The following is a 20575-nucleotide window of genomic DNA, read 5'->3' as shown; positions in this document are numbered from 1 at the left end:
GAAGCAATATCCGTCTCTTAATGAGAATTGATTTCATCAACGTCACAAGCCGTTACAATTATCCGTTAGGTATTATACTTTGTGGGTGGTTAATATTTAACCAAACAAGGAGGTGTGTATGAAACGATTCGCAAACATACTTTTTGCAACACAAGGATTGCCAGGCCATAGTGACGCCCTCGAACAAGCGATGAGGATTGCATCTAGCAACAAAGTGCCTGTCTCAGGGCTAATAGCGTGTCCTGATTTCCCAACAGACATGATCCAGTATCAGCAAAGTTATGAGCAATCGCTGCAAGACTCCCTCAAACAAAGTATTCACGAATACAGACAGAAGCTGGGACTCTCTGAAGAGGATCTCGCATTTCCTCTTACTGTGAAAAGCAGTGAAAAGCCCGCTGTCTGTATTATTCAAGAAGCATTAGCTGATAACAAAGATCTCATCATCAAAGAAGCTGAACCGCTCGGTGAAGGTGCTGAGGGTTTCAAAGCTATTGATATGACTCTGTTACGAAAATGCCCTTGTCCGCTTTGGTTGCACCGACCAATTGATAAGCCAAGAGATAAGCGCCGTGTTGCTGTGGCTATCGACCCATTAACGGCAAGCGATGAACAGCACTCATTAGCCGTGCGTTTACTCGAATTATCGCGTTCGATAGCCGACACCTGCGATAGTCGTTTACACGTGATTTCTTGCTGGGAGTATTACTTAGAAAACTACCTTAATGGTAACGCTTGGATTCAAGTCGATGATGCTGAGTTGAAACATGAACTCGACAAAGCAAAAGCCGATCATAAACAAGCTCTGCAACAGCTGTTGGAGGAGTCTGGGATTACAGGTGAAATTGTGATTCACCACCTGCATGGAAAACCCGACGAAAAGATTCCAGATTACGTAGAGAGTATTGAGGTAGACGTGCTGGTAATGGGAACCTTAGCGAGAACTGGTATATCTGGCTATGTCATTGGTAATACGGCTGAAAATATTTTGCAATCGATTAACTGTAGTTTGGTCGCTCTTAAGCCCGATGGCTTTGTCTCACCGATTCAGTAATTGGGGTGTAACAAAGTTGGGTTTAAGTGATGTTTTAGGTAAAGGAGGGAGATGGATCTCTAGAACATGGAATTATCAATGTATCAATAAGTTATCAGAGGAGAGTGACATGAAAAACCTATGCCCGAAATGCCACACAGAAATGATAGAACGTTCGAATGTTTATGTTTGTCCGAGAAATGATATCGGTGACTGCACCTACGATGCATTCGAGTTAGCTGATGACGATAATCCATATACATTCAGCCAAGAACACGTAAGTAGTGACCTACGTTCTTATGCCGTAGCAGACAGCAAATAGCGGTTTGTATCGGCGTTCCTCTAAGTAGCACTCAGTGATTACTGTTTGCTACTTTTCCCTTGGTTTCATGATCGTTTTTGAAGCGCTTGGGTTAAAACAATACAGTGGAGTTTGTCATTTGCGCCGAATAGGGCGTACCTTCTTATAATAACGAATGGGCTGCGATGTTGAATAACATAACGGGTAAAGAAAACCTGCCGAAAAACCTAGATAATCAGTTGGTCTTACTGATTTTCCCTGCGCTGCCAGTTTTAATCTTCTCTTTTCTCTTCTATATCTATACTCCTGCAGGCGTGAGCTGGAATGCGGAATGGATACCAAGCCTCGATATCAACCTTAGCTTTAGATTAGATGGTCTTTCATTTCTTTTTGCGGGACTGATCAGTGGGATTGGCGCACTGATTCAAATCTACGCTTTGGCTTATTTACGAGAAAGTGATAGCCGGTTTTCCTTTCATTTGTATCTAACCCTATTCATGCTTGCCATGCTAGGGATTGTGATGAGCGATAACATTCTGTTGTTATTTGTTTTCTGGGAACTCACCACCATCACTTCTTATTTACTGATCGGGTTTAATCACGAAAATAAAACGTCTCGGAAAAACGCCTTGCAGTCGCTGATTGTTACTGGTGCTGGTGGACTAGCGTTGCTAGCTGGTCTTATCTTGCTGGGAGCAATGGCAGGGAGTTATGAGCTAAATACCATTATCGAGCAGGCAGACACTATTGCGCAGCATGAATGGTTTATCCCATCTCTAGTGCTCATACTACTCGGTGCATTTACTAAATCTGCGCAATTCCCGTTTCATTTTTGGCTACCTAACGCGATGGCAGCTCCCACTCCGGTCAGTGCGTATTTACACTCGGCAACAATGGTAAAGGCAGGCATTTACCTATTAGCACGTTTATCGCCAGTTTATGCCCACAGCGAGATCTGGTTTTATGCTTTAGTCATCACTGGGAGTATCACGGCCATTTGGTGCACATTTGTCGCATTAAAACAAACTGACTTGAAGCTGATGCTAGCCTACAGCACGAATGTTGCTTTGGGTAAATTAACATTATTACTAGGTATGGGCACAGATTTGGCTGTTAGTGCAGTATTGATGTTTATTCTCGCTCACTCTTTCTATAAAGCTGCGCTGTTTATGGTGGTGGGTAATATCGACAAAGCGACAGGAACACGAGATATTGATCAATTGTACGGTCTGAAGTCAGTTCTCGTCATCAGCATGGTTGCGGGGAGTTTGGCTGCATTGTCTAAAGCGGGGTTCCCGCCGTTTTTAGGCTTTTTGAGCAAAGAATATATGTACAAGTCCGCAGTAGAGCTCAATAACTGGATCGCCTTTGTACTATTAATCGTGAATATACTGATGGTCGCGCTAACCATTATGCTTATTGCGAGACCATTCTTTGCTCGCCGTGATCTCGCGCCGATTGAAACTAAGCCAGTTGAGACAAAAAAAGCCATGTGGATCTCGCCTTTGCTCTTGGCAGTTGGCAGCCTCCTAGTTCCGTTATTCGGTTTGAATTGGTTAGATCGCAATATTATTTTTCCGGGCTCTGCTGACATTCTGCCCACAGCAACTCTTAAAGAGACATCACTATGGCATGGCGTGAATGTACCGTTAGTGTTAAGCGTTATTACGCTAGCGTTGGGGTATGTGGTGTACCGTGTTTATCCTACTGTGTCTGCATTTTTTCAGCGGCTACATCTATTCGTCCCCAAAGCGGAGAATATTTTTGAACGACTATTAGATGGCATGATGACAGTGGCGAAGTGGCAAACGGCGCGGTTACAGCAAAAGAAATTGAGTCGCTATGTCCTATTATTTTTCACGGTACTTGCCGTTGCGTTACTGAGTCAGGTAGCGCTTATTCCTCTGCCTTTGGTTGGCGAACTTTCAAGTGTCACTTTCTATGAGATTGGTATTGCCTTATTGTTGATTGGTGCTGCGCTCGTATGTACGTTGTCCCACGCAAGACTTCTTGCGATTTCTGCGCTTGGTATGATTGGCTTCATGACCACGCTTGTTTTTATGATTTATAGCGCCCCGGACGTTGCGAAGACTTTACTGTTAGTGGAAACATTAATGGTGGTCTTTCTTGCATTGTTAATGCGTCATATGCCACGTCTAACCACCGTGCCTAAGCATTCAATAAAACGTAAAGTAGCGAATATTTGCATAGCAGGTGTGATAGGTGTTTCGGTTACTTTACTTTTGTTAGGAATCACGTCTCAGCCGATGGACTCTTCGGTGTCAGATTTCTTTGCAGAAAACAGTGTCCCGGGTGGACATGGGCGAAACATTGTTAACGTTATTCTGGTCGACTTTCGCGCATTTGATACATTGGGAGAAGTTGTTGTCGTTGTTATTGCAGGGATTGCTGCAGTGAGTTTGCTTAAGACAAGAGCGAAAAAGCAAAATCGTATCCAATCATTAATTTTTGCAACCACGGCACACATTGTTTCGGCACTCATGCTCGTATTTTCAGTGTATCTGTTGTTACGTGGTCATAACGAACCGGGTGGTGGCTTTATTGGTGCGTTGATTGCCGTTATTGGTTTATCACTTCTCATGTTCGCGGAATCACCGAAATACGTTCGTTCTAGGTTGTATTTCAAACCGTTTCTCATTGCGTTATCTGGCATCGCATTGAGCTTAGTTTCTGGTGCTTTGAGCTTTGCGTTTGATAAACCGTTTTTGACCGGACTGTGGTGGAAAGACGTGATACCACTAGGGACGCCATTGGTTTTTGATGTTGGTGTTTACCTTGCCGTTATAGGTGGCGTGATGGGTATGCTGCTTCGTATTAATGAGGAGCTAGAGTGATGGAAATAGTCTGGAGTGTTGTCGTTGGAGTATTTGTCGCAGCAGGTGTTTATTTAATGCTTGAAAAGCATATCTTGCGCCTTTTGTTCGGCATCATGTTACTCAGTAGTGCGGTTAACCTTGCTATTTTTACCGCTGGAAGGCTGACGCCCGGAGAGCCGCCATTGATTGGCGATAATGCTCTTTTACCACCAGATAGCGCGGCAAATCCTTTACCTCAAGCGCTTATCTTAACTGCGATAGTCATCGGTTTTGGACTACTTATTTTTGCTTTAATGCTGTTCTATCGAGCTTATAAAGACACTGGAACTGCAAACGTCGATGAAATGCAACGTTCTGAGGAGGGTCAATGAGTTCGATTTTGCTTACGTTACCGGTTGTTCTCTCGCTGAGTACGGCGTTGACTATCTTCTTCGTCCGTCGCTCAACAAAAAGTGTTGAGTGGTTGAGCGGTGTAAGTGCGATTTCGAACCTTTTCGTTGCGGGCTTTCTCACAGAAAACATCATAAGTAATGGTATTCAAGCCGTTGCTTTTGGTCAGTGGAGTGCGCCATTTGGTATCGTGTTTGTCGCAGATTACCTCAGCGTTGCTATGGTGATGATAACGGCGGTGATTGGTGCGATATGTGTTTTCTACGCGATGGCGGACCTTCACCGAAAGCCCTCCTATAGCAATTACCATGCGTTAATGCACGTGTTGCTTGCTGGCGTTTATGGTGCTTTCCTGACTGGAGATATTTTTAATCTGTATGTTTGGTTTGAGGTCATGCTCATTTCATCATTTGGTTTAATGGTGTTAGATGCAACGAAAACTCAAGTTGATGGTGCAGTAAAGTACGTGATGTTGAACCTGATTTCGACGCTGGTATTTTTGCTTGCTATCGGTTTATTGTATGGAGCAACGGGCACCTTGAACTTGGCCGATCTCTACACCAAAGTAGGGGAAAATGAATTGAGCATCAACATGATGCTGTCCGCGCTATTTTTGTTTGCCTTTTCTATTAAAGCGGCACTCTTTCCTTTATTTGCTTGGTTGCCAGCTTCTTATCACACGTTACCAAGCGGTGTGGTGGCACTGTTTGCCGCGTTGCTTACTAAAGTCGGTGTATACGCGTTGATAAGAGTCTTTACCTTGGTATTTCCGCTCGCCGAGAGTGGTTGGCAACCGACGTTAATTTGGGTCGCAGGGCTAACCATGTTAACGGGCGTTTTAGGAGCGGCTAGCCAATTCGACATTAAGAAAATTCTTTCTTTTCATATTATTAGCCAAATAGGCTATATGATCATGGGGTTGGCTATTTACACTCCCTTAGCTTTAGCCGGTGCCATTTTCTACATTGTTCATCACATCATTGTAAAAGCGAATTTGTTCTTAATAGGTGGATTCATCGAGCGCAAATATGGCTCTAGTCAACTTGAACATTTGGGTGGGGTATACAAAGCTATGCCTTGGTTAGCGTTCTTGTTTCTTGTCCCTGCGTTTTCTCTGGCCGGTTTCCCACCGCTATCGGGTTTCTGGGGAAAGCTATTGGTCATCAAGTCGAGCATACAGGCTGAGTATTACTGGTTAGCAGGTACCGCGTTATTGGTGGGGTTGCTTACTGTCTACTCGATGACGAAAATTTGGAGTGAGGCATTTTGGAAAAAGCCATTTAGAGAGAAGCCAGAACAGACTCTGCAGGCCAAAGTACATTGGTTGTACTGCGTTCCAATTATTGTATTGACAACGTTGACGCTAATCATTGGCTTAGTGGCGGAGCCTTTTTATCAATTTTCCGTTCAAGCTGCAGAACAACTGTTAAATCCGACTGAATACATCAGAGTGGTGTTAGGAGGAAATGCATGATCTATCTATTCCTCAATTTTTTCTTAGCGTTAGCGTGGATGATGCTTAATGGCAGCTATTCGAGTCTGAATTTTGTTGTCGGATTTACGGTCGGCTTTTTTGCTTTAAGGTTGAGTCAACCATTTGGATTGAAAACGAGCTATTTTCAACGTTTTGCATCTGCATTGAAGTTATTGGTGTACTTCGCTTATGAAATGGTTATATCGGTTGCGAAAGTGGTGTGGGACGTCGTGACACCTACTCATTTGAGTCAGCCTGATATCGTTTATGTCCCTCTGGAGGTCGATTCTGACCTAGAAATCACATTACTGGCGAACATGGTTTCTTTAACACCGGGTACGCTTAGTTTGGATGTTACGGCTGATAAAAAGTATCTTATCGTTCATGCCATGTTTGCACCTGAACATGAAGAGGTTATTCGCGGAATTAAAGATGGGTTAGAGCATCGAATTTTGGAGGTGACGCGTGGATAGTTGGCTGCAAATAACGGTCACTTTTGCCTATTCTGGGCTACTACTCAGCTTTGTTATGGCTTTTGCTCGTTTAATTCTAGGACCAACGCTAGCTGATCGAGTTGTGGCGTTAGATCTGATTTCATTTATCACTATCGGATTTATTACGGTTTACACCTTAGACAGCGGTGAGGACGCTCTGTTAGACATCGCCATTACATTAGGTTTGGTCGCATTTCTCGGCACGATCGCATTTGCACGTTTGATCGTTAAAAGAAAGGAGAAAGAATAATGGACGTGTTGATTGGACTATTTTTATGCTTAGGAACATTGTTGACCTTGGTTGCAAGTCTAGGTGTCCTGAGGCTTCCTGATTTGTATACCCGAATGCATGCAGCGACCAAAGCTGGAACTGTCGGAGTGAGCTGCTTGTTATTAGCGGTCGCTTTCTCACTCCCTGAAGTTACCGTGATCTCTCGGGTTATCGGTACGATGTTGTTTATCGTTCTCACTGCGCCAGTCGCCTCCCACCTGCTCGGCAGAGCAATGCGAGAGGTCGGATATAAGATTTGGCGCAATGATTAACCATTAGCGTCGAATAGTACTACGTCCTAGTTGAAATAAACTCGAAGCTGTATTGATGAAGTCGGAAGTAATTGACGGTATATTCAAATGCACGACCATCTTCTAGGTAACCAGTGGACTCAACTTTTAGAATAGGGGAAGCTTCTGATTCATTCAGGTATGAGGCCGTCTCTGTATCTAACAAATACGGTTTGACAGACTGACTGCTTTTCGCAATTTTCAATCCTTTGCTATTTTCAATGTACTCATATTTAGAACCATTCATTATGGCTATGCTCAAGTCTGGAAATAACATTGCTGGCATATGAGTGACTTCGTAAATTTCAGGCTCATCATTAATACATCTGAGTCTATGTATTTCATATGTATCATCATTGGGCGAGAGATTTAACTGCTTAGCAACCTGCTCATTCGGCTTTTTAAGTTCGAACTTTATGACTTGAGAGCTAGGCGTTTTCCCCTGTTTACTGACTTCCTCGATAAAACCCAGCAAATGTAAGGCATCATGTTGGGCTTTTAGATCGTTTACATAAGTTCCACTACCTCTTGTCCGACTAATTAAATTATTGTCGACCAGAATTTGTAAGCTTTTTCTGATGGTTACGCGGCTTACGGAAAACTCTTCTTGCAAATCACTCTCTTTTGGAAGCATCGATTTAGGTTGTAGTTCCCCATCTTTGATCTTTTTTTCTAATCGTTCCGCAATGTCTATGTATTTGGGTTTCATAATACCTCGCTAAGTCTTGGATCATGATAGCAAGAATGTGATCTGAGATGTAGTTAATACTTTTCCTTAGGATCTTTGTGTGATTTTTATCTCGTATCTTTGTGCTTACACTTTAAATGTATCATAAAAGTATTAATACTTATTTTATACATTTGCAGGGTAAACATTTGAGGTAGCGGAATGAAACGTCAAAAATTAACGATTGTTGGTGCTGGCAGTACATACACACTTGGTATGATGAACAGCCTTATTGCTGAAAAAGATAACTTTCCACTCGCAAAAGTCGTGTTTTACGACATAGATGAGAAACGCCAAGAGTCGAATGCATTAGCTACTGAAATTCTATTGCGAGAACACTATCCAGAAGTTGAAGAGTTTGTTTATACAACGGATAAATCTGTCGCATTCTCAGATTCGGACTTTTTCTTTATACAGATCCGCACTGGTGGGTTGGCCATGCGCGAGCGCGATGAACAGATCCCGCTATCCAACTCTTGTGTTGGGCAAGAGACATGTGGCGCGGGAGGAATGGCATATGGACTTCGCTCTATCGGCGACATGATCCAGCTAGTGAACGAGATCCGACAAACGTGTCCAGATGCGTGGATTCTTAATTACACCAACCCGGCGGCAATTGTCGCTGAAGCTTTAAATCGTGAATTTCCGCATGATAAGCGAATTCTAAATATCTGTGATATGCCAGCAGCGATTATGGTCAGCTATGCGCAATTGTTAGGATGTGAAATTTGGGACTTCGTTCCTGAATATTTTGGGCTTAATCACTATGGCTGGTTTACCAAAATTCGTAACAAACAGGGTGAAGACTTAACGGACAAAATTAAAAATATCATCCTAAAAGAAGGGATCAGTGCGGTTGATGCGGAAATAGCGGATGACCCATCGTGGCAAGCCACATTCAAAAACATGAGAACAATGCTTGTTGATAATCCAGAGTTTTTGCCGAATACGTATCTTCAGTACTATTTGTACCCTGAAAAAATGGTGGCGAAAGAGGATATCAACAATACCCGCGCAAGGCAGGTAATTAACGGCCGTGAGAAACGAGTGTTCGAATTGAACGCAAGAATAATTGAAGCGGGCACCACGAAGCACGAAACACTGCATGCCGATATCCATGGTCGATACATGGTGAGAGTCGCGGCTTCGCTAGCCTACAACTTGAGCGATGTGTATCTCGTCATCGTACCGAATAATGGTGCTATTACAAATTTACAAAATGACGCCATGGTAGAAGTTCCAGCTGCGCTAACTAGTGATGGACCGAAAGCTTTTACTGTAGGAAAAATCCCAACCTTCCAAAAAGCCATGATTGAAAGCCAACTTGGTTACGAGAAATTAGTCGTGGATGCTTGGTACGAAGGAAGTCAGCAAAAGCTGATTAATGCACTCACACTTAACCGTACCGTGGTTAATGTGCCAAAAGCTAAAGAAATAACAAAACAATTACTAGAAGAAAATAAAGCCTACCTTCCTCAATTTTTTCAATAACAACTGGACGTTCGGGGCCTCCTTGTAGGCTCCGTGAATGAAACAAGAGGTTTATATGAAAGACATTATTCAAAGGTTCGGGGCCGCGATGTTTGTACCCGTTCTATTATTTCCAGCAGCGGGCATGTTATTGGGTTTCTCTGTTGTGCTGTTAAATCAAGAAGTGTTTCCTTGGGCACTAGAGGGGAGTGCTTGGGTTAAAGTCTCGACGATCATTTTACAGGCATCTCTCGCTGTATTTAAAAATATGGCACTTATTTTTGCCGTTGGGTTACCTATCGCTTTAGCTAAAAAAGCATCTGGTCGCGCTGTACTTGCAACACTTGTTTCCTACATTACGTATAACTACGTTATTGGTGGAATCCTTCAATTTTGGGGGCCAGAACTGGGCGTTAACTATACGGAAGGTGAGCGAGGTTTGACTGAAGTTGGTGGCATTCTAACGCTTGATACCAACTTGCTAGGTGCGATTTTAATTGCAAGTCTCTCTGTTTGGGTTCACAACCGATTCTTTGATAAAAAGCTACCGGATTGGGCGGCTGTATTTGGCGGAACGCCATTGGTTGTGATCATTAGCTTCCCAATTATGGTCGTGATGGCAATTCTAACTTGTTTGACTTGGCCAAGTATTCAGCATGGTATTAACAATCTGCAATCATTTTTGGTTTCTGCTGGATCGTTAGGGGTATGGCTATTTACGTTTTTAGAGCGAATCATGATACCAACGGGGTTGCATCATTTCGTATATGGTCCCGTTTTTTATGGGCCTGTTGCAGTCGATGGCGGAACGGTTTCCTATTGGATTCAAAATATACAGACATTCGCCCAGAGCTCGGAAAGTTTAACGACACAATTTCCTCAGGGTGGTTTGATGTTGACGGGAATGGGTAAAGTGTTTGGTTGTACGGGTATCGCACTAGCACTCTATTCAGTTGCGAAAAAAGAAAATAAAAAGATGGTGATGGGGTTAGTGCTCGGAGCCGCAATCACAGCAATTCTTACAGGGATCACCGAACCAATAGAGTTTACATTCTTATTTATCGCACCTGCGCTGTTTGCTTTGCATGCGTTGTTATCTGCGACAATGGCAACGATCGCCTTTATGTTTGGTGTTTCCGGTAACTTTCAGACTGGCTTGATAGACTTCATTTTCCAAAACTGGTTGCCTTTGGCTGGTAACCATGCAGGAACATACGTGATTCAGATTATTATTGGTCTCATGTTTACTGGTGTTTACTTTGTTACGTTTCGCGCGCTTATTTTAAAATACAACATACTTACTCCGGGACGTGAAGGTGCAGATAGTAAGTTGTATTCCAAAGCTGACTACAAAGAAGCGAAAGCGGTCCATAACAGTAGCGCAAGTCCGTCACAAGCTAGTGCCTTTATTGAAGGTCTGGGTGGAAAAGAAAACATTGAATTGTTAACTAATTGCGCGACGCGTTTGCGTGTTAAAGTTAAAGATGTCTCTCTTGTAAAGGAGAACGCATTTTTCACACAGCACGGAGCGGTGAATATTGTTAGAAATCAAGAGAGCCTTCAAATCATCGTTGGTTTAACGGTGCCACAAGTTCGCGAAGATATGAGCCAACTGATAAAAGCTTAACCCCCAAACTAATGCTCCAGCTCATATGGCTCAAAGGTGAGATATAATTATCTCACCTTTTTTGTGTACATGAAGCATATTTCGCGCAGTTTCCACGAAAGTGGGGAGGAGTTATCGAGCGAGCTAAAAATACAGTTAGGTTATACCCGTCTGTATTGTTGGAAGACTTGTTGAGTCTCTAATTGACAGTGGCGCCACTTTCTATGTTGAAAAGCGTTTTAATTTCTTCCAGCACTTCTGGGTTAGCAATAGCACCAATGTTTTTTACAGCTTGTCCGTTTACCAATTGTTTCACTGCTAGCTCAACCAATTTGCCTGAGCGCGTTTTAGGAATATCACTGATGGCAAAAATTTGTCGTGGGACATGGCGCGGTGAACATTTTGTTTTCAATGTTTGGCGAATTGAATCGGTGAGTTGTTGGGTTAACTCGACGTTGTGAGCGAGTTTTACTAGTAACCAGATTTCTTCAGACTGCTGGTTTAACTTGCCGACAGCGATGGAGTCTTCAACCTCGGGTAACGTGTTCACTTGCTGATAGATTTCAGCGGTACCGATGCGTACGCCGCCTGGATTTAAGGTTGCGTCACTACGGCCATAAAAAATGAAGCCGCCATGTTCGGTTTGCATCACATCGTCGCCATGGTGCCAGATATCGGTAAACTTGCTCCAATAAGTGTTGTGATAGCGTTCGCCGTTGTCGTGCCAGAAGCCAATAGGGAAGTTAGGTAGTGAGTTATTGCAAGTTAGTTCGCCGCGTTGCTGTGTAATGGTTTTTCCCTCGTCGTCCAAAACACGCACGTCGATTCCCAGCCCTGCGCCTTGGCATTCACCTTTGTAAACTGGTGAGATAGGGTTTCCCAGTACAAAGCATCCGCAAATATCCGTGCCGCCAGCGATAGAAGCGAGATGCAAGTCCTGCTTGATGTGCTGATAGACATAACTAAATTGTTCTGGGTAAAGCACCGAACCAGTTGAGCAAAGAGTTTTGAGTGACTTCAGGTTATGTTCTAGTTTTGGAGAGCAGTTTGCCTGTTCCAGTGCTTCTAAGTATTTCGCTGAAGTACCAAACAGCGACACGCTATGTTCTTCTGCTAATTGCCATAAGATGGAGTGATCAGGGTAAACCGGACTACCGTCGTAAATCACTAAGGCTGCACCACTCGCAAGAGCGGAAACATGCCAGTTCCACATCATCCAACCACATGTTGTGTAGTAGAAAACCTTGTCTTGCGATTTGATGTCGCAATGCAGTTGATGTTCTTTGAGGTGATTGAGCAAGGTACCGCCTGCGGAATGGACAATACATTTAGGTTGACCTGTTGTACCAGAAGAATACAAAATGAATAACGGGTCATTAAACAGCGTTGGTTGATATTGAATTGATTGTGGAGAAAAGTGGTGAGTAATATCGGACCAAGAAACAAACTCAGAAGTGCTAGCACTCTCAGCGTTTTGTAAATATTCGATTTGGCATACGCTAATAGTAGTCTCTTCGGAGGCACTGCTTAACTTACTACTAAGAGTGGTGTTCTTGTTCGTCATATCGAAAGCTTTGCCTCCGAACTGGTAGCCATCACAGCAAAAAAGAACTTTCGGTTTGACCTGACCAAAACGCTCTACGACGCTATCGATACCAAAATCAGGAGAGGTTGAAGTCCAAATGGCACCAAGACTGGTGGTGGCCAGCATGGCAATAACGGTTTCAGGAAGGTAGGGCAAATAACCCGCAACGACATCGCCTTTACCGACACCACAATTGAGTAGCCATTGTTGAATGGCAGAAACTTGTTCAAGCAACTGTTTACCGGTGAGTTGTCGGTGTTCACCGCTTTCATTGCTAAAAACAATAAACTCACGCTCTGGTGATTGTTCAGCCTGAGATAGGAGGTTCTCTGCGTAGTTCAGCGTGGCGTCAGCAAACCATACTGTGTCTCTATTTACATGATGATGATTAGAACCTGTTGGTGTCCATTTGGGACTGCCAAGGCTCTTGACTTGCGAACCCATATCTCCGATTACGTTGCAAAACTGCCAAGTATGTCGCCAAAATTCATCATTGTGCTCAATGGACCACTGGTGTAGAGACGTGTAATTGTTGATTACGGTACCTTCGGCTTTGTCTTTATTAACCTTTTCGATGAACCGTAATAAGTTGCTATTGCTGACGCGCTCAGCAGATGGTGACCAAATAGGTGCAGAATTTGGCATAGGTCCCTCTAATTTCAATTCTTTTGAATATGACCAAAAACAAAATAAAGAGGCGAACATAGCAGTGTTCGCCCCTTATCTGATCGTTTAAAGTTGTTCGGCAAGCTGAGGTAGTACCTCAAATAAATCACCAACCAATCCATAGTCGGCAACTTCAAAGATAGGAGATTCTGGATCTTTGTTGATCGCGACAATCACTTTGGATTCCTTCATTCCTGCAAGATGCTGGATGGCACCGGAAATCCCAACCGCTATATAAAGCTTAGGTGCAACGATTTTACCGGTTTGACCCACTTGTAAGTCGTTGGCAACAAACCCGGCATCAACCGCCGCGCGAGAAGCGCCAATGGCAGCACCTAGTTTATCGGCAACTTGTTCGATCAACGCGAAGTTCTCTTTGCTACCGACCCCGCGTCCACCTGACACAACCACCTCTGCCGCGCTTAATTCAGGACGTTCTGACACGGTTTTATCGACAGAAACTAATTCAACCATTGGAGCTGAGATAGTGACCTGCTGATGCTTAATATCAGCTTGGTTGTGACAAGTAACCGGCTCAAACGCAGACGCGCGCACGGTGATGACGCGAACCTTGTCGCTGGTGGTCACTTTGGCAAATGCGTTTCCTGCGTAAATAGGGCGGATAAAAGTGTTTTCATCGATAACTTGGACAATATCGGAAATTTGCCCAACGCCGAACTTCGCAGCTACTCGAGGTGCAAGGTCTTTCCCTTTTGATGATGAGCTAGCCCAGATTGCGTCAAAACCTTCAGCAATACTCACTACAATAGGTGCGATACTCTCGGCAAATTGATGCTTAAGTTGCTCATCATCGACACAAATTACGTTTGATATACCATCAACGCGACAAGCTTGCTGAGCGACTTCTTCACACTGGTGGCCCACTACGATCAAAACATTGTCTTGGCTGACTTGTTTTGCTGCATTAACCACTTTGAGTGTGTCCGCATGCAATTGGTTATTGTCATGCTCTGCTATGATTAAGTTCTTCATGAAATCACCTTCGCTTCGTTACGCAGCTTATCGAGAAGCTCTGAGACAGATTCAACCTTGATGCCACCTTTTCTTTGCGCTGGCGGTGTGACTTCTTGAATGGTTTGGCTAAATACCACTTCAACACCCAGACTGTCAGGTGTGATGGTATCTAACGGCTTGCGCTTAGCTTTCATGATATTAGGCAAAGAGGCAAAACGCGGTTCATTCAGGCGTAAGTCAGTACTGATCACCGCAGGTAAGTTCATCGCGACTGTCATCAAGCCGCCGTCCACTTCTCTCACGACCTGAACTTTTTGATCTTCAATCTTCACGTCGGAAGCGAAAGTTGCTTGAGGCCAGTCAAGTAGGGCGGCCAGCATCTGAGCCACTTGGTTGTTGTCCGTATCAATGGATTGTTTACCCGTAATCACAAGCTGTGCTTGTTCTTGCTCAACTAGAGCTTTGAGCAGCTTAGCAACAACTAATGGCTCTATTTTGTCTTCAGTATCGACATGAATAGCGCGATCGGCGCCTAATGCAAGCGCGGTACGTAGTTGCTCCTGACACTGGCTACCGCCGGCACTGACAACGATGACTTCATCTGCAATACCTTGCTCCTTTAGTCGTACGGCTTCTTCAACGGCTATTTCGCAAAATGGATTAATCGTCATCTTGACGTTATTGGTTTCAACATCGCTATGGTCCGCTTTCACGCGAACTTTAACGTAGGGATCAATGACCCTTTTGATTGGCACTAGTATTTTCACGTTAGATTCCTTTTACAGTGAAGACTATGTGTTAACAGTGAAGACGATGTGATGACGTCTTTAAAATGATGTTAATTTACCTTTACGTTTGCGTCAACTTTAAATATATTGTTGATTAACAAGTTGGCAACATGCAAAGAAAAAGGAATGCAATCATGGAAAGAGACTGCATGGAATTTGATGTTCTGATTGTAGGCGCAGGTCCCGCAGGCTTGTCTGCGGCATGCCGAATCAAACAATTAGCAGCAGAAAAAAAACAAGAGCTCTCTGTTTGCGTGGTAGAAAAAGGTTCTGAAGTTGGAGCGCATATTTTATCGGGTGCGGTGTTTGAAACGCGGAGTTTGGATGAGCTTTTTCCCGACTGGGAAGAGAAAGGCGCTCCGCTCAATACCAAAGTAAACCAAGATAAAACCTACTATCTAGGCAATGACATCAATGGTCATGAACTGCCTTCTTGGGCGGTGCCTAATACGTTACATAACAAAGGTAATTACATCATAAGTTTGGGCAGTCTATGCCGATGGATGGCGTTGCAGGCTGAGAACTTGGGGGTGGAGGTCTACCCAGGTTTTACCGCCAGTCAAGCGATCATCGATGAAGATAGTCGTGTTTGTGGCGTGATCACGGGCGATATGGGATTAGATAAAAATGGTGAACAAAAAGGAAATTTCGAACCTGGTATTGAACTACGAGCGAAGTTTACTTTATTTGCTGAAGGCGCACGGGGGCATATTGGTAAGCAGTTGATTAACCGATTTAATCTTGCTGAAGAGAAAACGCCTCAACACTACGCTATCGGTTTTAAAGAGCTGTGGGAAATCCCATCAGAGCAGCATCAGCAAGGTTTAGTAGTGCACGGATTAGGTTGGCCGTTATCAAATGAAGCTACAGGTGGCAGTTATCTCTACCATTTAGAGGGAAACCAAGTTGCCGTCGGGTTGATTGTTGACTTGAATTATAAGAATCCGCACTTGAGTCCATTTGATGAGTTTCAACGTTTTAAACACCACCCGTTGATTGAGCAATACCTCAAAAATGGGAAGCGTATTAGCTATGGCGCGAGAGCGATCACCAAGGGCGGCTTTCATTCGCTTCCCACGCAGCAGTTTGCTGGTGGCTTGTTAATTGGCTGTGATGCAGGAACACTTAACGGCGCTAAAATCAAAGGCACACACACCGCAATGAAATCTGGCATGCTTGCCGCTGAAGCAGTATGTGAAGCCCTTGAGAGTCAGTCAGTTACTGCTGATTATCAAAAGCATTTCAAACAGTCTTGGCTGTATGAAGAGCTTTATCAAGCACGTAACTTCTCAAGTGGTATTCACCGCTTTGGATCGTGGCTGGGCGGTGGTTTAGCGCTGCTGGAACATAACGTATTAAAAGGCAAAGCTAAGTGGCATATCCGCTGTGATAAGCCTGATCATCAGTCTCTGTTATTGGCGGAAAACAGCAATGAAATTGTCTATCCGAAGCCTGATGGCGTGTTAAGTTTCGATCGCCTCTCTTCTGTTTATCTATCCAATATCTTCCATGAGGAAGATCAACCATGCCACTTACGACTGGAGAACCAGCGGATTCCTATTGAGCAGAACCTTGAATTATATGCAGAGCCAGCACAGCGCTATTGTCCGGCTGGCGTGTATGAAATCGTACAGGGGGAGCAGCAGCCAGAGCTGCAAATAAATGCGGCCAACTGTATCCACTGTAAGACCTGCGACATCAAAGATCCAAGTCAAAATATTACCTGGACTCCACCAGAAGGTGGTGGTGGTCCGAACTATCCAAATATGTAAGCGTTTGAGAATAATTTTTATTAACAATTTATTTACTTAAAGTTTGCGTTAGTTCAAATCTTTCTCGATGAACTCGATTGCAACTTAATCTTTCAGGCACTATTCTGATTTTAAATTGACGTTTACGTAAACTGAATACAAAGTTGATGCATAGGTGTAAAAGCGGTTACCAGTATCAAAGTTAGGTTTGATCAAAATAGTGCTCAATGGAACGCACTTAAAATAACGAAAGGGAGATCAACTATGGTATCGGAATCGCCTCTGTTGCAGGTAAACGATATTTCATTGGCTTTTGGTGGGGTGAAAGCTTTAACTGACGTGAGCTTCCATGTGAATGAAAAGGAAATTTTTTCAATCATTGGTCCAAACGGTGCAGGTAAAACCTCAATGCTCAATTGCATCTCTGGTCGATACACACCAAACAAAGGCTCTGTAATCTTCGCTGGAGATGACGTAACTAAACGTACACCAAGCCAACGAGCTGAGTTAGGGCTGGGAAGAACCTTCCAAAACTTAGCGCTCTTTTCTCATATGTCGGTACTGGACAACATCATGGTTGGCCGACACCACCTACTGAAAAATAACTTCGTCACGGGGCCACTCTATTGGTTCTCCAATGCGCAGAAAGAAGAGATGGCGCACCGCAAATATGTGGAAGACGTGATCGATTTTCTAGAAATCCAGCACATCCGAAAAGCGACTGCAGGCACCCTATCTTACGGCTTACGTAAGCGTGTAGAGCTTGCTCGTGCCATTGCCTTAAAACCTAAGTTACTGCTGCTTGATGAACCAATGGCAGGTATGAACTTGGAAGAAAAGGAAGACATGGCACGTTACATCATGGATCTGAATGAAGAATTAGATATCACGATCATCATGATTGAGCACGACATGGGCGTGGTCATGGACATCTCTAATCGCGTTTTGGTTTTGGATTTCGGGAAACACATTGCTACGGGTGAGCCTGAAGAAGTGATGGCCAACCCACATGTGAAGCAAGCGTACTTAGGCGAAGAGCTACCGACATTAGAGGAGAGTGCATAATGGCACAGCAACATAATGATTGGGCAGATATAACCCGCTTAGATACCTTTCCAAAAGTGTTGCAACACAATGCCAAGAACTGGCCCGAACAAGTCGCAATGCGTGAAAAGGAGTTTGGTATATGGCGAGAGTTCACTTGGAAGGATTATGAAAACCGCGTCAAGTGGATGGCACTGGCACTACGAGATTTGGGTATTGGTGAGCAAGATGTCGTTGGTTTGCTAGGTGATAACCGCCCTGAATGGGTATGGGGCGAGTTAGCGGCACATGCGATCAAAGGTTTCTCGCTGGGCATCTATCAAGATTCTATGCACGAAGAGGTGGCGTACCTTATCAACTATGCAAAAGCAAAAGTCGTGATTGCCGAAGATGAAGAGCAATGCGACAAGCTGCTTGAGCTTGGTGATGAAATTCCTAGCGTTGAATACATTATTTACTGCGATCCTCGTGGAATGCGTAAATACGATGATCCAAGATTAATTGATGTTGAACAGGTCTACAAAAAAGGTCAGCTGATTGATAAAGCGGACCCAGACAAATATCTCAATATGGTTGTTGAAACCAAAGGCAGCGATCTTTCAATTCTTTGTACTACGTCGGGTACGACTTCTAAACCAAAATTGGCTCAGCTACACAGTGGCACGTTCTTGGATCACTGTGCGGCTTACTTGCGTGCAGACCCTCGTTCCCCAGGCGACAACTACGTTTCTGTTCTGCCTTTGCCTTGGATTATGGAGCAGGTTTACGTGGTTGGTCAGGCGTTGATTTCTCGTCAAATCGTTAACTTTGTGGAAGAACAAGAAACCATGATGTCCGACTTGCGTGAAATCGGTCCAAACTTTGTGCTGTTAGCGCCACGTGTGTGGGAAAACATTGTGGCAGACGTGTCTGCACGAATGATGGATTCGACACCGTTTAAGCAAAAGATGTACAAACTGGGCATGAGCTTAGCCAACAAAGCGCTGGAGCAGGGTAAACGCTCTAAGTTGGCTGAATGGATTCTTCTGCGTGCTCTGCGTGACCGTTTAGGGTTTTCGAACCTGACATCTGCGGCAACCGGCGGTGCGGCGATGGGACCGGATACTTTCCGTTACCTACAAGCTATTGGTGTGCCACTTAAGCAGCTTTATGGTCAGACCGAAATGTGTGGCGCATACACCGTGCACCAAGCGGATGATGTGGATTACGATTCCGTTGGTGTTGCGTTTGATAATGCAGAAGTGAAAGTCATCAACCCGGACAGCAATGGCGTTGGTGAAATCATCGCGAAAAGTACAGGCATGTTTACTGGCTACTTAAACAACCAAGCAGCATATGATGAAGATGTTCAAGATGGTTGGATGCACACAGGCGATGCGGGCTATTTTAAAGATTCCGGTCACTTGGTGGTGATTGATCGTCTGAAAGATATGTCGGAAACCAGCCATGGCGACCGTTATTCGCCACAGTTTATCGAAAACAAACTCAAGTTCTCGCCGTTTATTGCAGAAGCCGTGGTGGTAGGTAAAGGTCGACCTTGGCTGTCTGCCATCATCTGTATTCGCTATGCGATCGTCGCGAAGTGGGCAGAGCAACGCGGCTTGGCATTTACCAACTACACCAACTTATCTGCTCAACCAGAAGTGTACCAAGCGATTCGTGAAGAAGTTCAAAAAGTGAACGAATCCCTACCGGATGCACAGAAGATCAGCAAATTCATTCTACTTTACAAAGAGCTGGATGCCGACGATGGAGAGCTAACTCGCACACGTAAAGTACGCCGTGGTGTGGTTGCAGAGAAATACGGAGACATCATCGAAACCATCTACAGCGACGATCCAAAAGTCGATGTCGATACAGTGATCACTTATCAAGATGGCACCAAAACACGCATTCAAACGTCGCTAGTTATTGAAACGCTTATTGAGCATGAGCCAACACTAGTGGATAGCGAACAACGGAGGATCGCATAGTGAATACGGATTTATTACTGCAACTCGTCATTAATGGCGTGATCGTTGGCATGTTGTATGGCGTTGTCGCCATGTGCTTTGTATTGATTTACAAATCGACCCAGGTGGTCAACTTTGCTCAGGGTGAGTTCCTGTTGATTGGCGCATGGGTATGTTGGGCGGCATTGGTACACCTACAGTTACCGTTTTTTATAGGCTTTTTACTCACGCTCGCGTTCATGATGATTTTTGGTATCGCCGTGCAAACCATTGTGCTCAGACCGTTGATTGGTGAACCGATTATCTCTGTGATCATGGTGACCATTGGTCTATCGATGTTTTTCCAAGCGCTGATGAAGTGGATATTCGGTGTCTCTGCTGTGTCGTACCCGCAAGTGTTCGAAACCAACGTGGTGAATATCGGAGGTTTGAATGTTGAGTTTGCTTACATTCTGAGCTTGATCTTCTCAATGCTCATCATGGGCGCGTTCTACTGGTTCTTCAAATTCAGCAAAATGGGTCTGGCAATGCGCGCAACGGCATTCAACCAGCAAGTAGCCCAGAGTCTTGGCATTTCCATCAAGAAAGTGTTCGCCATCAGTTGGGCCATTTCGGCAATGGTATCTGCAACAGCAGGGATTGTTATCGGTATCGTTAACGGCGTATCTGACGCGCTATCCATTATTGGTATCAAAGTTTTCCCAGCCGTTATTTTAGGTGGCTTAGATTCGGTAGTCGGCGCAATTGTCGGTGGTATCACCATCGGGGTGCTAGAAAACTTGGCTGAGTTTTTTGATAGCCAATACCTGCAAGTGGGTAACTTATACAACATCGCACCATTCTATGTGCTGTTAATCATTCTTGCCTTCAAGCCATATGGCCTGTTTGGTACCAAAGATATTGAGCGTATTTAAGGAGAAA

The 20575-nt window shown here is 44.2% G+C and carries 18 protein-coding genes; 14 read left to right on the top strand and 4 right to left on the bottom strand.

All coding sequences use genetic code 11. The features are described 5' to 3' along the window. Positions 1 to 118 precede the first annotated feature (118 nt). The 8 genes from R7H07_RS01855 (at position 119) to mnhG (ending at position 7072) form a co-directional block, all read left to right on the top strand. Positions 119 to 1054, top strand: a complete 936-nt coding sequence (locus R7H07_RS01855; RefSeq protein ID WP_005373330.1) for a universal stress protein — start codon at positions 119 to 121, stop codon at positions 1052 to 1054. A gap of 109 nt (positions 1055 to 1163) precedes the next feature. Continuing rightward, positions 1164 to 1355, top strand: a complete 192-nt coding sequence (locus R7H07_RS01850) for a hypothetical protein (RefSeq protein ID WP_005373328.1) — start codon at positions 1164 to 1166, stop codon at positions 1353 to 1355. 164 nt (positions 1356 to 1519) lie between these two features. Further along, positions 1520 to 4189 (top strand): hydrogen gas-evolving membrane-bound hydrogenase subunit E, encoded by a 2670-nt coding sequence (gene mbhE, locus R7H07_RS01845; RefSeq protein WP_114139526.1) that lies wholly within the window; start codon positions 1520 to 1522, stop codon positions 4187 to 4189. Next, positions 4189 to 4542, top strand: coding sequence for a Na+/H+ antiporter subunit C (locus tag R7H07_RS01840; RefSeq protein ID WP_017633704.1), 354 nt, complete (start codon positions 4189 to 4191; stop codon positions 4540 to 4542). The genes mbhE and R7H07_RS01840 overlap by 1 nt, the downstream gene beginning before the upstream one ends. After that, on the top strand, positions 4539 to 6035 hold the full coding sequence (locus R7H07_RS01835) for a Na+/H+ antiporter subunit D (protein WP_053349220.1): 1497 nt from the start codon (positions 4539 to 4541) through the stop codon (positions 6033 to 6035). Before R7H07_RS01840 ends, R7H07_RS01835 begins: the two co-directional genes overlap by 4 nt. Then, positions 6032 to 6508, top strand: coding sequence for a Na+/H+ antiporter subunit E (locus R7H07_RS01830; RefSeq protein ID WP_005373320.1), 477 nt, complete (start codon positions 6032 to 6034; stop codon positions 6506 to 6508). The genes R7H07_RS01835 and R7H07_RS01830 overlap by 4 nt, the downstream gene beginning before the upstream one ends. After that, positions 6501 to 6779, top strand: a complete 279-nt coding sequence (locus R7H07_RS01825) for a cation:proton antiporter (protein ID WP_005373317.1) — start codon at positions 6501 to 6503, stop codon at positions 6777 to 6779. The genes R7H07_RS01830 and R7H07_RS01825 overlap by 8 nt, the downstream gene beginning before the upstream one ends. Then, a complete protein-coding gene (gene mnhG / locus R7H07_RS01820) occupies positions 6779 to 7072 on the top strand; it encodes a monovalent cation/H(+) antiporter subunit G (protein WP_005373314.1) in 294 nt (97 codons plus the stop codon). The genes R7H07_RS01825 and mnhG overlap by 1 nt, the downstream gene beginning before the upstream one ends. Positions 7073 to 7091: 19 nt before the next feature. Here mnhG and R7H07_RS01815 read toward each other — a convergent pair whose 3' ends face one another. Beyond that, positions 7092 to 7799, bottom strand: coding sequence for a GntR family transcriptional regulator (locus tag R7H07_RS01815; RefSeq protein WP_047101298.1), 708 nt, complete (start codon positions 7797 to 7799; stop codon positions 7092 to 7094). Positions 7800 to 7979: 180 nt separating this feature from the next. On the opposite strand from R7H07_RS01815, the gene R7H07_RS01810 reads away from it, so the two are divergent. Further along, complete coding sequence (locus R7H07_RS01810; protein ID WP_047101299.1) at positions 7980 to 9308, top strand: 6-phospho-alpha-glucosidase; 1329 nt, start codon at positions 7980 to 7982, stop codon at positions 9306 to 9308. A gap of 55 nt (positions 9309 to 9363) precedes the next feature. Then, a complete protein-coding gene (locus R7H07_RS01805; protein WP_047101519.1) occupies positions 9364 to 10914 on the top strand; it encodes an alpha-glucoside-specific PTS transporter subunit IIBC in 1551 nt (516 codons plus the stop codon). A 178-nt stretch (positions 10915 to 11092) separates the two neighbouring features. On the opposite strand, the gene R7H07_RS01800 is transcribed toward R7H07_RS01805, so the two are convergent. From R7H07_RS01800 to R7H07_RS01790, 3 genes are all read right to left on the bottom strand, one after another. Beyond that, entirely contained in the window at positions 11093 to 13123 is a 2031-nt protein-coding gene (locus R7H07_RS01800; protein ID WP_114139527.1) for an acetoacetate--CoA ligase, read from the bottom strand. A gap of 87 nt (positions 13124 to 13210) precedes the next feature. Then, positions 13211 to 14137, bottom strand: a complete 927-nt coding sequence (locus R7H07_RS01795; RefSeq protein WP_017820355.1) for an electron transfer flavoprotein subunit alpha/FixB family protein — start codon at positions 14135 to 14137, stop codon at positions 13211 to 13213. Continuing rightward, positions 14134 to 14886: an electron transfer flavoprotein subunit beta/FixA family protein gene (locus tag R7H07_RS01790; protein WP_005386149.1), complete on the bottom strand. Its 753-nt coding sequence runs from the start codon at positions 14884 to 14886 to the stop codon at positions 14134 to 14136. Before R7H07_RS01790 ends, R7H07_RS01795 begins: the two co-directional genes overlap by 4 nt. Before the next feature lie 155 nt (positions 14887 to 15041). Between R7H07_RS01790 and R7H07_RS01785 the strand changes: the two genes are divergently transcribed. The 4 genes from R7H07_RS01785 to R7H07_RS01770 all read left to right on the top strand — a co-directional run bounded on the left by R7H07_RS01785 (position 15042) and on the right by R7H07_RS01770 (position 20568). Then, positions 15042 to 16679 carry an electron transfer flavoprotein-ubiquinone oxidoreductase gene (locus tag R7H07_RS01785; protein ID WP_064354685.1) on the top strand — a complete coding sequence of 546 codons (1638 nt, stop codon included), beginning with the start codon at positions 15042 to 15044 and terminating at the stop codon, positions 16677 to 16679. Between the two features lie 243 nt (positions 16680 to 16922). After that, on the top strand, positions 16923 to 17723 hold the full coding sequence (locus R7H07_RS01780; RefSeq protein WP_005373297.1) for an ABC transporter ATP-binding protein: 801 nt from the start codon (positions 16923 to 16925) through the stop codon (positions 17721 to 17723). Then, positions 17723 to 19675 carry a long-chain fatty acid--CoA ligase gene (locus tag R7H07_RS01775; RefSeq protein WP_005373296.1) on the top strand — a complete coding sequence of 651 codons (1953 nt, stop codon included), beginning with the start codon at positions 17723 to 17725 and terminating at the stop codon, positions 19673 to 19675. The genes R7H07_RS01780 and R7H07_RS01775 overlap by 1 nt, the downstream gene beginning before the upstream one ends. After that, a complete protein-coding gene (locus R7H07_RS01770; RefSeq protein WP_005373295.1) occupies positions 19675 to 20568 on the top strand; it encodes a branched-chain amino acid ABC transporter permease in 894 nt (297 codons plus the stop codon). Before R7H07_RS01775 ends, R7H07_RS01770 begins: the two co-directional genes overlap by 1 nt. The last annotated feature ends 7 nt before the right edge of the window (positions 20569 to 20575 follow it).

This window comes from Vibrio sp. Vb1127 (assembly GCF_033338735.1).
Taxonomy (GTDB): Bacteria; Pseudomonadota; Gammaproteobacteria; order Enterobacterales; family Vibrionaceae; genus Vibrio; species Vibrio alginolyticus.
This window is presented reverse-complemented; position numbering and strand designations above follow the sequence as displayed.